16 protein-coding genes are annotated in these 12751 nt (G+C 66.0%); 5 read left to right on the forward strand and 11 right to left on the reverse strand.

The genetic code is table 11. The features are described 5' to 3' along the window. Positions 1-3: 3 nt before the first annotated feature. The 3 genes from ACODRZ_RS15020 to ACODRZ_RS15030 form a co-directional block, all read right to left on the reverse strand. Positions 4-354, reverse strand: a complete 351-nt coding sequence (locus ACODRZ_RS15020; RefSeq protein ID WP_008827994.1) for a DUF3147 family protein — start codon at positions 352-354, stop codon at positions 4-6. 1 nt (position 355) lies between these two features. Beyond that, positions 356-1120: a YebC/PmpR family DNA-binding transcriptional regulator gene (locus ACODRZ_RS15025; RefSeq protein ID WP_488971649.1), complete on the reverse strand. Its 765-nt coding sequence runs from the start codon at positions 1118-1120 to the stop codon at positions 356-358. Positions 1121-1225: 105 nt separating this feature from the next. Then, the gene (locus ACODRZ_RS15030; protein WP_488971650.1) at positions 1226-1543 is read right to left on the reverse strand and encodes a heavy metal-binding domain-containing protein; all 318 of its coding nucleotides are present in this window, start codon (positions 1541-1543) and stop codon (positions 1226-1228) included. Between the two features lie 94 nt (positions 1544-1637). On the opposite strand from ACODRZ_RS15030, the gene ACODRZ_RS15035 reads away from it, so the two are divergent. After that, complete coding sequence (locus tag ACODRZ_RS15035; protein WP_488971651.1) at positions 1638-2354, forward strand: CPBP family glutamic-type intramembrane protease; 717 nt, start codon at positions 1638-1640, stop codon at positions 2352-2354. A gap of 67 nt (positions 2355-2421) precedes the next feature. Here ACODRZ_RS15035 and ACODRZ_RS15040 read toward each other — a convergent pair whose 3' ends face one another. Then, positions 2422-2658 (reverse strand): DUF2312 domain-containing protein, encoded by a 237-nt coding sequence (locus tag ACODRZ_RS15040; protein WP_008827998.1) that lies wholly within the window; start codon positions 2656-2658, stop codon positions 2422-2424. Between the two features lie 232 nt (positions 2659-2890). Between ACODRZ_RS15040 and sugE the strand changes: the two genes are divergently transcribed. Further along, entirely contained in the window at positions 2891-3208 is a 318-nt protein-coding gene (sugE, locus tag ACODRZ_RS15045) for a quaternary ammonium compound efflux SMR transporter SugE (protein WP_488971652.1), read from the forward strand. Positions 3209-3314: 106 nt separating this feature from the next. Here the strand turns inward: sugE and ACODRZ_RS15050 are convergent, their stop codons facing one another. After that, positions 3315-3626 carry a DUF1244 domain-containing protein gene (locus ACODRZ_RS15050; RefSeq protein WP_488971653.1) on the reverse strand — a complete coding sequence of 104 codons (312 nt, stop codon included), beginning with the start codon at positions 3624-3626 and terminating at the stop codon, positions 3315-3317. 102 nt (positions 3627-3728) lie between these two features. Here ACODRZ_RS15050 and pyk point away from each other — a divergent pair, with 102 nt between their 5' ends. After that, positions 3729-5201: a pyruvate kinase gene (gene pyk / locus ACODRZ_RS15055; protein ID WP_488971714.1), complete on the forward strand. Its 1473-nt coding sequence runs from the start codon at positions 3729-3731 to the stop codon at positions 5199-5201. Positions 5202-5393: 192 nt separating this feature from the next. Here pyk and ACODRZ_RS15060 read toward each other — a convergent pair whose 3' ends face one another. Beyond that, positions 5394-5945, reverse strand: coding sequence for a sugar O-acetyltransferase (locus ACODRZ_RS15060; protein WP_488971654.1), 552 nt, complete (start codon positions 5943-5945; stop codon positions 5394-5396). Further along, positions 5942-6592 (reverse strand): YggS family pyridoxal phosphate-dependent enzyme, encoded by a 651-nt coding sequence (locus ACODRZ_RS15065; protein WP_488971655.1) that lies wholly within the window; start codon positions 6590-6592, stop codon positions 5942-5944. Before ACODRZ_RS15065 ends, ACODRZ_RS15060 begins: the two co-directional genes overlap by 4 nt. A gap of 49 nt (positions 6593-6641) precedes the next feature. Between ACODRZ_RS15065 and ACODRZ_RS15070 the strand changes: the two genes are divergently transcribed. Beyond that, positions 6642-7151: a thiamine phosphate synthase gene (locus tag ACODRZ_RS15070; protein ID WP_488971656.1), complete on the forward strand. Its 510-nt coding sequence runs from the start codon at positions 6642-6644 to the stop codon at positions 7149-7151. Here the strand turns inward: ACODRZ_RS15070 and ACODRZ_RS15075 are convergent. From ACODRZ_RS15075 to ACODRZ_RS15090, 4 genes are all read right to left on the reverse strand, one after another. Continuing rightward, a complete protein-coding gene (locus ACODRZ_RS15075; RefSeq protein ID WP_488971657.1) occupies positions 7148-7915 on the reverse strand; it encodes an enoyl-CoA hydratase/isomerase family protein in 768 nt (255 codons plus the stop codon). The genes ACODRZ_RS15070 and ACODRZ_RS15075 overlap by 4 nt on opposite strands. A 1-nt stretch (position 7916) precedes the next feature. Then, a complete protein-coding gene (locus ACODRZ_RS15080; protein ID WP_488971658.1) occupies positions 7917-9164 on the reverse strand; it encodes an acetyl-CoA hydrolase/transferase family protein in 1248 nt (415 codons plus the stop codon). Between the two features lie 7 nt (positions 9165-9171). Continuing rightward, on the reverse strand, positions 9172-10062 hold the full coding sequence (locus tag ACODRZ_RS15085; RefSeq protein WP_488971659.1) for an HpcH/HpaI aldolase/citrate lyase family protein: 891 nt from the start codon (positions 10060-10062) through the stop codon (positions 9172-9174). Between the two features lie 177 nt (positions 10063-10239). Beyond that, positions 10240-11406, reverse strand: a complete 1167-nt coding sequence (locus ACODRZ_RS15090; protein WP_488971660.1) for an acyl-CoA dehydrogenase family protein — start codon at positions 11404-11406, stop codon at positions 10240-10242. Between the two features lie 140 nt (positions 11407-11546). On the opposite strand from ACODRZ_RS15090, the gene ACODRZ_RS15095 reads away from it, so the two are divergent. Further along, positions 11547-12728 carry a CaiB/BaiF CoA transferase family protein gene (locus ACODRZ_RS15095; protein WP_488971661.1) on the forward strand — a complete coding sequence of 394 codons (1182 nt, stop codon included), beginning with the start codon at positions 11547-11549 and terminating at the stop codon, positions 12726-12728. Positions 12729-12751: the final 23 nt, after the last annotated feature.

The raw sequence follows: 12751 nt of genomic DNA on the forward strand, positions 1-12751 counted from the left end.
GTGTCAGACCTTCAGGCCGAGCCGCGGCCCGAAATGCATCATCAGCGAATAGAGCACGATGGTCAGCACGCACCCGGCCAGCAGCGAGGCCCAGAAACCAAGGCCATTGCGCAGCAGGACGGGCATCAGCAGGAACATCGGCAACGAGGGGAGCACGTACCAGAACGTCGCCCCGGCATGGACCGCCATGTTCTCGGCATCCGGGCGGGCCTGCCACAGCAGGATCATGCCCAGTACCGAGACCAGCGGCAGCGAAGCGACAAGCGCACCCAGAGCGGGCAGGCGCTTGCCGATTTCCGCGATCGCCACGATGAGAACGCCCGAAAGCAGGGCGCGGGCGATCAGTGCCAGCATGTCAGCCGAGCGTTTCCATGACCTCGTCCGAGATCTCGTAGTTGCCCCAGACGGTCTGCACGTCGTCGTCGTCTTCGAGGGTGTCGACCAGCTTCATCAGGGTGCTGACGGTGTCCGCGTCGACATCGACGGTGAGGTTGGGCTTCCATGCCAGCTTGACGCCTTCGGCTTCGCCCAGCGTCTTTTCCAGCTCACGCGCGACTTCGTGGAGCGCATCGACCGAAACCCAGATCTGGTGGCTGCCGGGGTTCTCGTCGCCGTCGCCCATGTCGCTCTGCACGTCTTCGGCACCGGCCTCGATCGCGGCTTCGAGAACCTTGTCCTCGTCACCCACGCTGGCGGGGTATTCGATCAGGCCGAGACGCTCGAAACCGTGCGAGACCGCGCCCGAAGCGCCGAGGTTGCCGCCGTTCTTGGCGAAGGCGGTGCGCACGTTGGTAGCGGTGCGGTTGCGGTTGTCGGTCAGCGCCTCGACGATGATGGCGATGCCGCTGGGGCCGTAGCCCTCGTAGCGCACTTCCTCGTAATTCTCGGCGTCGCCCTTGCTCGCCTTGTCGATCGCGCGCTGGATGTTGTCCTTGGGCATCGACTGCGCCTTGGCCGCGTTGACGGCGGCGCGCAGGCGCGGGTTCATGTCCGGGTCGGGCATGCCCATCTTGGCGGCCACGGTGATTTCGCGGCTGAGCTTGGAGAACTGCGCCGAGCGCTTCTTGTCCTGCGCACCCTTGCGATGCATGATGTTCTTGAATTTGGAATGGCCTGCCATCGGTCCGCTCGTTACCTGCCCATGAAGTCCACGGGTCTTTGCGATGAATGAAGTGGCGCGGGCCTTACAACAGGGGCACCCCAAAGGGCAACCGGAGTCGGTCTGCTACACGACGACGGCGGTTCCCGAACAGCTCACCATCAGCATCGAGCCATGCGATCCGATCACCTCGTAGTCGATGTCCACGCCGACCACGGCGTTGCCGCCCAGCTTCTCGGCCTCCGCTTCCATCTCCTTCAATGCCTCGCGGCGGGCGCGCTGGAGGACTTCCTCGTATTTGCCGGAGCGGCCGCCGACGATGTCGGTGACGGCGGCGAACAGATCGCGCACGAGGTTGGCGCCGACGATGACTTCGCCGGTGACGATGCCCAGATAGTCCCGAACCGGACGGCCTTCGACGGTGGGAGTGGTGGTGACGATCATCGGCGCGCTCTCCTTCGCTGGAGGGCCAAGGTTGCACCGTCCTGCGATGCTGGCAAGACAACGAATTGGCAAGGGAATCGGGATAGGACGAGGCATGGCGACCCGGATCGAAACCAGCCCCTCAGTGCCCTCCACCCTGCTGCGCGAACTGGCGGGCTTCATCGTCCGGCCTCGCGTGCTCGCGCCCATCGGCCTGCGATCGCGCGAGGCATGGCCCCGGCTGGCGCTGCTGACGGTGTTGCACATCGCCGGGCTGCTGCTGGTGATCCTGCCGCTGCTCGGCCTCTATCAGAAGACCATGGGCCAGCCGCTGCCCGACGCTTTCGACAAGCTACCCGCAGGCTGGCTGCTGCCGATCACCATCGTGATCGCGCCCGTTCTGGAGGAAATGATCTTCCGTGGCTGGCAGACCGGACGCCCCCGCGCTCTGTGGCTGCTGGCGTGCTTCGGCCTGTTCGTTGGGCTGGTCGTCACGGCGAAGTCGCTGCAGCCGCTGGTGCTGGCGGGATCGCTGCTGGCGCTTCTGGTCGTGAGTGTGGGTGGGTGGCTATGGTTGCGCAAGCGCCCGACGCCCGCAGCCTATACGGCGGCTTATCCGGCGGTATTCTGGCTGGCGGCGCTGCTGTTCGCAGGCGTTCACCTGATGAATTACCCCACCATCTCCGCACTCGCGCTGCCGATGGTGTTGCCGCAGTTGTGGGCTGGCGTGCTGCTGGGCTTCACGCGCCAGCGGATCGGCCTTTCGGCCTCGATGCTCCAGCACGGGTGCGCCAATGCGGCGGCCATGGTGCTGGTGCAATTGGGGAGCTGACGTCCCCCTCCACCGCGCGCTGTTCGGGCGGTCCCCCTCCCCGAGCAGGCTCGGGGAGGAAACAGGATCAGTCGATGCCGAGGGCCGACTTGTAGGTGTCGAGAAGCATGTCCATCTCGCGACGGTCGTCGGGCTTCATCTTGCGCAGGCGCACGATGGCACGCATGATCTTGACGTCGTAACCCACGGCCTTCGCCTCGTTGTAGACGTCGCGGATGTCGTCCGAGATGCCCTTCTTTTCCTCTTCGAGGCGCTCGACGCGCTCGATCAGCAAGCGCAGGCGATCGTCGGTGGTTTCGGCCATGGGGGTATGTGCTCCGGTAAATGCGGGTGAATCGGTTGGCGGCGCTGATAGCGGGGCATCGGGATTCGGGCAAAGCGCCTCCCTGTGGAAATCATGTGGAGGACGCGCAAAGGGTTGCCCCCAGCCCCGCGCTTTCCTATCTGGCCAGTGCGCCGACCACGTTCGCGCGTCTCCTTCGACGGAGCCTCAAGTCCGGGACGGCCCGGGAATCGCCTCTCAAGGAGATTGCCGAATGCCCTGGATTCTTCTCACCATCGCCGGCCTGCTCGAAGTGGTCTGGGCCTTTTCGATGAAGCAGTCGGAAGGCTTCACCCGCCTGTGGCCGAGCGTCGTGACGCTGGCCGCCATGCTGGCGAGCTTCGGCCTGCTCGCCGCCGCGATGCGCTCCCTGCCGCTCGGCACCGCCTATGCGGTGTGGACCGGCATCGGCGCGGTTGGCGCCTTCGCGGCAGGGATCGCGTTCATGGGCGAATCGGCGAACGCCATGCGCCTGCTCGCCGCCGGGCTGATCCTGGCCGGGATCGTGCTGATGAAGGTCGCGACGCCCTGAAATAGGATGTCCGCGATGGGGCTTCGACAGGCTCAGCCTGAGCGGGTTTCCAAAGGCTTGCTCTCAAACCCGCTCAGGCTGAGCCTGTCGAAGCCCCCGCTCAACTTCAGTGGCCGGGCGCGTTCTTCTTCAGGCTCTCTTCCATCCGCGCGATCTGCTCGGGCGTGGCTTCGCTCTGGTGCTTCGCCTTCCACTCTTCGAACGGCATACCGTGGATCACCGCGCGGGCCGCAGCCTTGTCGCCCTCGCACCCCGCATCGCGGATCCAGTCGGCAAGGCAATTGCGGCAGAAGCCCGCCAGCCCCATGAGTTCGATGTTCTCGGCATCGTGGCGATGCTGGAGATGGCGCACGAGCCGACGGAACGCGGCTGCGGCCACGGCATCGTCGATCATATCAATGTTATCTTCGCCGTTCATAATCGCACCGATCGTCCTTGGTTTGTCATCACGCCTTTGCCATATGGTGCCCGGTTTCCGGAAGAGGCAGTAAACTTGGTCAGCACCATTCCTTCGGGCGCAATGCCCTATCGTCGTTCCCCCCACCATCGCGGCATCAAGCGCCAGCGCAAGGTAAAGATCCTCGCAACGCTTGGCCCGGCAAGCCGCGACAAGGAGACGATCGCCAAGCTGCTCAAGGCCGGCGCCGACGCCTTCCGCGTCAACATGAGCCACGGCGACCACGACACCCACCGCGAGACGATCGCCAACATCCGCGCGGTAGAGAAGGACCTCGAACGTCCCGTCGCCATCCTGTGCGACCTGCAAGGCCCCAAGCTGCGCGTCGGCCAGTTCGAGGGCGGCAAGGCGTTCCTGCGCCACGGCGCCCACTTCACGCTCGACCGTGACCCGACCCCGGGCAACGACGAGCGCGTCTGCCTGCCGCATCCCGAACTCTTCGGCATCCTCCAGAAGGGCCAGCGCCTGCTGATCGACGACGGCAAGCTGCGCCTCATCGTCATCCGCGCCGAGCCCGACGCGATCCTGTGCAGCGCCGAAGTCGGCGGCCCGATCTCCGACCGCAAGGGCGTCAACATCCCCGACGCCCTGATCCCGATCCCGGCCCTGACCGAGAAGGACCGCCGCGACCTCGCCTTCGCGGTCGAGCAGAAGGCCGACTGGATCGGCCTCTCCTTCGTCCAGCGCCCCGAGGACGTCGCGGAAGCGCGCCGCCTCTCGGGCGGTCAGGGCGCGATCATGGCCAAGATCGAGAAGCCCGCAGCCGTCGAAAGCCTCGACGAGATCATCGAACTGTCGGACGGCATCATGGTCGCGCGCGGCGACCTCGGCGTGGAACTGCTGCCCGAGGAAGTGCCGCCGATCCAGAAGCACATCATCGAAAAGACCCGCGCGCTCGGCAAGCCGGTCGTCGTCGCCACGCAGATGCTGGAATCGATGATCACCAGCCCCTCGCCCACCCGCGCCGAAGTGTCGGACGTGGCCAACGCAGTCTACGACGGCGCCGACGCGGTCATGCTCTCGGCCGAGACGGCAGCGGGCCAGTGGCCGGTCGAGGCGGTGACGATCATGGACCGGATCGCCGCCAAGGTCGAAAGCGACACGACCTACCGCGAACGCATCCATCTCACCCGCACCCCGCCCGACGCGACCAGCGCCGACGCCCTGTCGGAAGCCTGCGCGCAGATCGCCGATACGCTGACGATCGAAGGCATCGTGGTGTTCACCGGCTCGGGCGGCTCCGCCCGCCGCGTGGCCCGCGAACGCCCCGCCGCGCCGATGCTGGTGCTCACCCCCTCGCAGCCCACCGCACGCCGCATCGCGCTGCTGTGGGGCGCGCACGCCGTCGTCACCCGCGACATCGGCAGCTTCGAGGAGATGATCGCCAAGGGCAAGCGCATGGCCCTGCGTCACGGCTTCGGCGCGGCCGGATCGCGACTGGTGGCTCTGGCAGGCGTGCCGTTCGGCGTGCCGGGATCGACCAACCTACTGCATATCGTGACGCTGACCGGCAACGAGCTGGATACGCCGAAGTAAGAAGGAAAAAGGGGAGAATCTGGGGCCATCGCCCCAGACCCCGTTACTGTCGTCGCCGTGCCTGCAGCGGCGTCAGGCACATATTGCGCCGCAGGCTATAAGTCTTCCGACGAAGCGTCAGTGCGTAACAAAGCTACGCACGCGACCTCGACGATATACGGGGTGCAGGGGTGGTAAACCCCTGCGTCTCTCTCACCTTCTGGCTTTGGCCGGACTTCCAAAAACCGTAGCCCCGACCGGCACGTCGCGCGTCACCACGCTCCCCGCACCGACGATCGCGTCATCTCCGATCGTGACGCCCGGCATGATGAGTGCTCCGGCGCCGATCCAGACATTGCGCCCGATGCGGATGGGCACGCCCCATTCGAGGCCGCTCGCCCGCTCGACCGGATCGCGTGGGTGGTCCGCCGTCAGGATCTGCACGCCCGAGCCGATCTGCGTTCCATCGCCGATAGTCACTTCCACCACGTCGAGGATGACGCAGTTGAAGTTCAGGAACACCCCGCGCCCGAGGCTGATGTTGTAGCCGTAGTCGCAATGGAACGGTGGCCGGATGGTCGCCCCCTCGCCCACTGCAGCGAAGCGTTCGCGCAGCAGTGCATCGCGGTCGGCAAGATCGATGGTTCGGTTGTAGGCGGCCATCCATTCGGCTGCCGCGCGCTGGTCGGCAACGATTTCCGGGCAGGAGGCACGATAGGGCTCGCCTGCCAGCATCTTCTGCTTTTCGGTGCGATCCACCGTCATGCGCGCTTGCCGAACAGCGCGCTGCCGACGCGCACGTGCGTCGCGCCGAGGAGCACGGCGGTCTCGAAATCATCGCTCATGCCCATCGAAAGCTGGTCGACGTCATTGTCGGCCGCGATCTTTGCCAGCAGCGCGAAGAACGGCGCCGCCTCGATCCCGGCCGGAGGCACGCACATCAGGCCGATGACGGGAATGCCCGCTTCCCGCGCCGAAGCGAGAAGCGCGGGGACGTCGGCGATGGCGCAGCCGCCCTTCTGGTCCTCTGCGCCGATGTTGACCTGGATGAAGCACGGGACCTTGCGGTCCGCCTTTTCCATCGCCTTGCCCAGCGCCGCCACCAACGAGGGACGATCGACGGAATGGATGCAGTCGAACAGCGCGACGGCATCCTCCGCCTTGTTCGACTGAAGCTGGCCGACAAGGTGCAGCTTAACGTCGGGGTAGGCCGTGCGCAGGGCGGGCCACTTCGCCTCGGCTTCCTGCACGCGATTTTCCCCGAAGACGCGCTGGCCGGCAGCGAGCAGCGGCTCGATCGCCTCGGCGTCGTGGGTCTTGGAGATGGCGATGAGTTCGATCGCCCCGGGCTTGCGTCCGGCGATGTCGGCGGACTTGGCGATGCGGGCGCGGATGTCTTCTAGCTGATCCATGGCGCGCTGCTATAGCGTCCCGGTGAAGAACCGCCAGCCATCCCTTCCCATGCTTTGGCTCATCAGCGACGCCCGCAACGACGCCGTCCTGGAGCGCGCACTGGCGCGGCTCCCGCGTGGCTCGGGGCTGATATTCCGTCACCATGATCTTTCACCCGAGATACGACGGGCGAGGTTCGATGCGCTGCGCAGGAAAGCACGATGCCATGGCCATCTCGCGGTACTGGCGGGCAACGCCATGCAGGCCCGTCGCTGGCGGGCAGACGGAGCCTATGCCGCACCGCAAAGACTTGCAGGCGGCCGGAGTGTCCTTCGCCTCGCGACCGTGCACTCGCTTCGCGAACTGACGCGCGCGCACCGGGCCGGAGTGGACGCCGTGCTGATCTCCCCGGTTTTCCCGACCGCCTCGCACCCGGGCGCTCGAACGATGGGCGCGGTAAGGCTGAGGCTGCTTGCCGCCCGCGCCCGGGTTCCAGTCATAGCGTTGGGAGGGATGACCCGGCATCGTGCCCGGGTCGCACGCATTACCCGCTGGGCCGCGATAGACGGCCTCAGCTAACGCCCTTGCCAGACCGGCTTTCGCTTTTCCGCAAAGGCGCGTGGGCCTTCCTGCGCGTCGTGCGAGTTGTAGGCATGTTCGTGGGCAGCCCGTGCCGCCGCCAGTGCGGCGCTGCGCCCCATCTCGGTCGATAGCATCACCGTCTCGCGCGCGGCCTTCACGGACAGCGGCGCGCCTTCCAGCACTTCGCGGGCAAGCTCCAGTGCCGCATCCAGCACCGCCCCCGGCTCGACGAGGCGGTTGACGAGGCCGATCTCGTAAGCGCGCTGCGCCGAAATCGGCTTGCCGGTCAGCACGATCTCCATGAACACCCGCTGCCCGATCATGTGGATGAGAGGCGCGGCCCAGGGACTGCCCCGACCGACCTTGACCTCGGTGATGGCGAATTTCGCGGCGGTTGATGCGACACAAAGATCGCAGGCCTGCGCGATCATCCAGCCGCCCGCGAATGCCACGCCGTTGACTGCGGCGATCGTCGGCTTGCTGAGTTCGATCGTATCGTAAGGCAGGGCGTACATCGCGCGCGGAGGCACGGTCATCCCGGTTTCGACCATTTCCTTGAGGTCGCCCCCGGCACAGAACGCCTTTTCACCGCTACCGGTCAGGATCGCGATGCGCAGGGCGTCGTCCCGCTCGAAACGCTCCCAGGCGCCGCGCAGCCCGTCGCGAACTTCCCGCGTGAGTGCGTTGCGCTGTTCGGGACGGTTGATGGTGATGACCGCGATGCCATCCTCATGCACATCGAAAAGCACGGCGTCTTGCATGTCAGAACCCCCTTCTCGCGATTGCGAAAGCCTCGCGTTCCAGTCCCTCGCGAAAATCCGGATGGGCTACCGCGACCAGTCGCCTGGCGCGTTCGGCCAGCGTCTGGCCCTTGAGCTGCGCAGCGCCGAATTCCGTCACCACCACATCCACCTCACTGCGTGCGCTGGTGACGGGACCGGAAAGGGTGGGCACGATCTTGCTGATCGTCCCGCCCTTCGCCGTCGCGGCCAGTACCATGAGCGAGGCTCCGCCCGGCGACCGCGCCCCGGCACGCACGAAATCCACTTGTCCGCCGGTGCCGCCCATGTAAGCCGCGCCCGACTGTTCGGCATTGACCTGCCCGGTCAGGTCCACCTCAAGCGCCGAGTTGATCGTGACGAGGCGCGAGAGTTGGCCCAGCACGCCGGCATCGTGGGTATAGCTGGTGGGCGTCATGCGGATCGCCGGATTCCGGTGCGCCCAGTCGTAGAGCCGCCGCGTGCCGATCAGCGCGCCGTTGATCGAGACGCCGCGGTCGATCTCCTTGCGCGCGTTGGTCAGCACCCCCGCTTCGGCGAGATCGACCAGCCCGTCGCCCAGCATTCCCGAATGGACGCCAAGATCGCGCCGGTCATGAAGCAGCCGCAGGATCGCGTCGGGCACCGCGCCTACGCCGGTCTGGATCACGCAGCCGTCGCCGATGAATTCGGCGCATAGCCGCGCGATCGCTTCGTCCGTGGGGCCGATCTTCGCCGGCACAACCTCAACCGGCGGGCGTGAGACGGGCACGGCGACGTCGATCGCGCTCGCCGGGATCGTCTCCCCCGGTACGTAGGGAACCTGGTCGTTGACTTCCGCGATGACGACGCGCGCCTTGTCCACCGCAGCCCGCACGTAGTCCGAGATGAGGCCGCACGAGTGATTTCCCGCCGCATCGGCCGGGCTGACCTGGATCATCGCCACGTCGCACCGCATCACGCCCGCCGTTATGAGCGGCGCAACCTGGCTTACATGGACGGGAATGACGTCGAGCGCGTTGGCCTTGGTCATCGCCCGCAGCGCCCCGATCGCCCCCATCGAGGACAGGCGGAAGGCGCCTGCGGTATCGGGCGTGAAAAGCCCCGAAAAGCTGGTGGCGATGAAGGCGTGAAGACCGCGGATGGCCTCGCCTTGTGCGGCAAGCGCCTCGACCAGCGTGGTCGGCTCACCACAGGCCTGGCCGAAGACGATGTGGTCGCCGGAGCGCAAGTAATGTGCGAGGTCTATCATGTCTTCGTCACAGCCTGCCCGCCTGCCGCAACAGTCGCTCGGCGCGGGCGAGGTAGGGGCGGTCGAGCATGCCGCCCTTCCAGCCGATCGCTCCGACGCCGGGGTTGGCGGCAAAGACATCGACGATCTCCTGCGCCTCGGCGATCTCGGCTTCGGTGGGGGTGAAGGCGGCGTTGATGACGGGCACTTGCGCGGGATGGATGGCCATCATCCCCCGGAAGCCGTCACGGCGGACCTTCTCGGCCCGGGCCTTCAGGGCTTCAAGGTCGCGGAAGTCGGCGCTGATCGTCTCGATCGCGGTGACCCCCGCCGTCGCCGCGCCCAATACAGTCAGGCTGCGCGCCAGTTCATAAGTGAAGGAATAGGAGCCATCCTCGTTGCGGTTGGACGAAGCACCGATCGAATCGGCCAGATCCTCCGCCCCCCAGGTCAGCGCCACCACGCGCGGGGCGCCCTTGTAGCTGCCAGTGTGGAACATCGCCTCGGCCGTCTCGGTGATGAGAACGATGACCGGAGTGGAGCCCTCCGCGATCCCGTTCGCAACTTCCAGCGCGGAGAGGCAGTGGTCGAGTTTCTCCACGTCCGCCCGGCCGTAGACCTTGGGCAGCATGATGCCGCCGGGCCACGCGGGCATCACCGCAGCGAGGTCGGCCAGCGTGTGCGGGCCGTCAAAGGGGTTGATGCGCACCCACAGGCGTGGCCGCTGCTCGGGGTTGGCCTTGATGAAATCATGCACCATCGGGCGCGCGGCGGCCTTGGCGTCGGGGGCGACGGCGTCCTCGAGGTCGATGAGGACGATGTCGGCCTCGCCTTCCATCGCCTTGGTCATCTTCTTTTCGCTGTCGCCCGGCGCGAAAAGCCAGGAGCGGGCGGTGGCCGGAGTGTGGGTTACGGGCATTGTCTCTCCAAATTCGTCAGCCAGGCCAGGTGCCGTGACTGACCAGGCTATCTTTATGCTGCAGGGGGCTTCGACAAGCTCAGCCTGAGCGGCCTTGATGGTTTTACTCTAAATCCCGCTCAGGCTGAGCTTGTCGAAGCCCCCGCCGAGAAAGCCCACCTAAATCCGGAAGTCTTCTCAATAACTGCGCGGCAGTTCCAATACCCTCTCGGCGATGTAGTTCATGATCTGGTGCGGACTGACCGGCGCGATGCGGGGGATCATCACTTCGCGCAGGTAGCGCTCGACGTGGTATTCCTGCGCATAGCCCATGCCGCCCATCGACATCACCGCCGTCTGGCACGCCTCGTAACCGGCCTCGGCGGCGAGGTACTTGGCGGCGTTGGCCTCGGTCCCGCATTCGAGGCCCTTGTCGAACAAGGTCGCCGCCTTGAACACCATCAGGCTGGCCGCCTCCACCTGCATCCAGGCCTTCGCGAGCGGGTGCTGGATGCCCTGATTCTGCCCGATCGGCCGCCCGAAGACCACGCGCTCGCGGGCGTAGCGGCTGGCCTTCTGCAGCGCCACGCGGCCCAGCCCGGTGGCCTCGGCGCCCAGCAGGACGCGCTCGGGATTGAGGCCCTGCAGGAGAATCCTGAACCCCTGCCCTTCCTCGCCGATGCGGTCCTCCTCCGGAATGAAGAGGTCGGTGATGAACAGCATGTTCGAGCCCACCGCGTGCCGCCCCATCTTCGGGATCAGGCGGTGCTCAACAGATTTTCTATCGAGTTTACAATAGAATAGCGTCAGGCCATCGGTCTTCTTTCTCACCTCCTCCAGCGGCGTGGTGCGGGCGATCAGGAGCATGCGGTCGGCGACGTGGGCGTTGGTGATCCAGATCTTCTCACCGTTGACCCTGTAGCCACCGGGCACCCGCTCCGCACGGGTCTTGAGGCTGGTGGTGTCGAGCCCGGTGTTGGGCTCGGTAACGGCAAAGCACATCTTCTCCTCGCCTGACAGGATCGGCGGAATCATGCGCTTTTGCTGGTCTTCCGTGCCGAACAGGTGAACCGGCTCAAGGCCGAAGACCGGGCCGTGGATCGCCGAGGCCGCCGTCATGCCGCCGCCGCTCTCCGCCACGGCCTGCATCATCACCGCCGCCTCGGTGATGCCGAGCCCGGCGCCGCCGACAGCCTCCGGCATGGCGACCCCGAGCCAGCCAGCCTCGGCCATCGACTTGTGGAACTCGAAGGGGAATTCGCCACTGCGATCCTTTTCGAGCCAATACTCGTCAGGGAACTGCGAGCAGTGCTTCAGGACTGCCTCGCGAATGTCCTGCTGGTCCTGATTCAGGGAAAAATCCACGGTTTTCCAGCCCTCTTGCCCATTCTTCCGTTGCTCCGAAGCTAGCAGCGCAGTGCGAGGGAAACAACATAGATGTTCCGATATACGCACATTGAACCGAAATGAGCATGGATATACAAACGTGCCGGGAGATCGACACAATGGCACTCAACGATACCACAACGGCACCTTACGGCCCTCTGGCGGGGCTCCGGGTAATCGACCTGACCAGCGTGGTGTTCGGTCCCTACGCCACGCAGATCATGGCCGACATGGGCGCCGAGGTGATCAAGGTGGAGCCGCCCGAAGGCGACAACACCCGCTGGATCACCACCGGCCCCGTGCCCGGCATGGGCGGCATCTACGTCAATGTGAATCGCGGCAAGCGGGGCATCGTCCTCGACCTCAGGCAGGATGCCGATCGCGAATCGCTGCGCCGCCTGATCGCCACCGCCGACGTGTTCATCCACTCGATGCGGGGCAGCGCGATCCGCAAGCTGGGCTTCGACTACGAGGCCGTGCGCGCGATCCGGCCGGACATCGTCTACACCAACTGCTACGGCTACTCGCGCCGGGGGCCGGAGGCCGACAAGCCCGCCTACGACGACACGATCCAGGCCGAGTGCGGCATCCCGCACGTCCAGGGCCTGATGAACGGCGAGCCCGGCTACGTGGCCACGATCATGGCCGACAAGGTGGCCGGGCTTCACGCGCTCTATGCGACGATGATGGCGCTGTTCCACCGCGAAAGGACCGGAGAAGGCCAGGAAGTCGAAGTGACGATGTTCGAGGCGATGTCCTCGTTCATGCTGGTCGAGCATGCCAACGGCGCGATGTTCACGCCGCCCACCACGCCCGCGCACTACCACCGCGCGGTCGAACCGAACCGGCGGCCCTACAGAACGAAGGACGGCCACGTCGCCGCGCTGGTCTACAACGACAAGCACTGGAACGCCTTCGTCGCCGCCGTGAACCCGCCTTGGGCAAGCGAGGAGTTCTCTACGCTGGCCAAGCGCGCCGCCCAGATCGGCCGCGTCTACGGCCTGCTCGGCGAAACGTTCCTGACCCGCACCACGCAGGAATGGCTCGACACGCTGCAGGCGCTGCACATCCCCTGCGCGCCGCTGCGCTCGACCGATGCACTGTTCGACAACGAGCACCTCAATGCCGTCGGCTTCTTCGAGGAGATCGAGACCCCGCAAGGCCCGGTCCGCTTCCCCGGCGTGCCGACGTGGTTCTCGAAGACCCCCGGCAAGGTGCGCGGCCCGGCCCCCTCGCTCGGCCAGGACAACGCGGATCTGCTCTCCAGCGTCGCCCCGGCGATAGCATTTGATCCTGAGTGAACACCCCTGTTGATTTCACCTGA

Source organism: Novosphingobium sp. FG90, from assembly GCF_057808725.1.

Excerpts from the sequence above, each read along its gene's own strand:
- ACODRZ_RS15020 (WP_008827994.1), bottom strand. The coding sequence starts at position 354 with ATGCTGGCACTGATCGCCCGCGCCCTGCTTTCGGGCGTTCTCATCGTG.
- ACODRZ_RS15025 (WP_488971649.1), bottom strand. The coding sequence starts at position 1,120 with ATGGCAGGCCATTCCAAATTCAAGAACATCATGCATCGCAAGGGTGCG.
- ACODRZ_RS15030 (WP_488971650.1), bottom strand. The coding sequence starts at position 1,543 with ATGATCGTCACCACCACTCCCACCGTCGAAGGCCGTCCGGTTCGGGAC.
- ACODRZ_RS15035 (WP_488971651.1), top strand. The coding sequence starts at position 1,638 with ATGGCGACCCGGATCGAAACCAGCCCCTCAGTGCCCTCCACCCTGCTG.
- ACODRZ_RS15040 (WP_008827998.1), bottom strand. The coding sequence starts at position 2,658 with ATGGCCGAAACCACCGACGATCGCCTGCGCTTGCTGATCGAGCGCGTC.
- sugE (WP_488971652.1), top strand. The coding sequence starts at position 2,891 with ATGCCCTGGATTCTTCTCACCATCGCCGGCCTGCTCGAAGTGGTCTGG.
- ACODRZ_RS15050 (WP_488971653.1), bottom strand. The coding sequence starts at position 3,626 with ATGAACGGCGAAGATAACATTGATATGATCGACGATGCCGTGGCCGCA.
- pyk (WP_488971714.1), top strand. The coding sequence starts at position 3,729 with ATGCCCTATCGTCGTTCCCCCCACCATCGCGGCATCAAGCGCCAGCGC.
- ACODRZ_RS15060 (WP_488971654.1), bottom strand. The coding sequence starts at position 5,945 with ATGACGGTGGATCGCACCGAAAAGCAGAAGATGCTGGCAGGCGAGCCC.
- ACODRZ_RS15065 (WP_488971655.1), bottom strand. The coding sequence starts at position 6,592 with ATGGATCAGCTAGAAGACATCCGCGCCCGCATCGCCAAGTCCGCCGAC.
- ACODRZ_RS15070 (WP_488971656.1), top strand. The coding sequence starts at position 6,642 with ATGCTTTGGCTCATCAGCGACGCCCGCAACGACGCCGTCCTGGAGCGC.
- ACODRZ_RS15075 (WP_488971657.1), bottom strand. The coding sequence starts at position 7,915 with ATGCAAGACGCCGTGCTTTTCGATGTGCATGAGGATGGCATCGCGGTC.
- ACODRZ_RS15080 (WP_488971658.1), bottom strand. The coding sequence starts at position 9,164 with ATGATAGACCTCGCACATTACTTGCGCTCCGGCGACCACATCGTCTTC.
- ACODRZ_RS15085 (WP_488971659.1), bottom strand. The coding sequence starts at position 10,062 with ATGCCCGTAACCCACACTCCGGCCACCGCCCGCTCCTGGCTTTTCGCG.
- ACODRZ_RS15095 (WP_488971661.1), top strand. The coding sequence starts at position 11,547 with ATGGCACTCAACGATACCACAACGGCACCTTACGGCCCTCTGGCGGGG.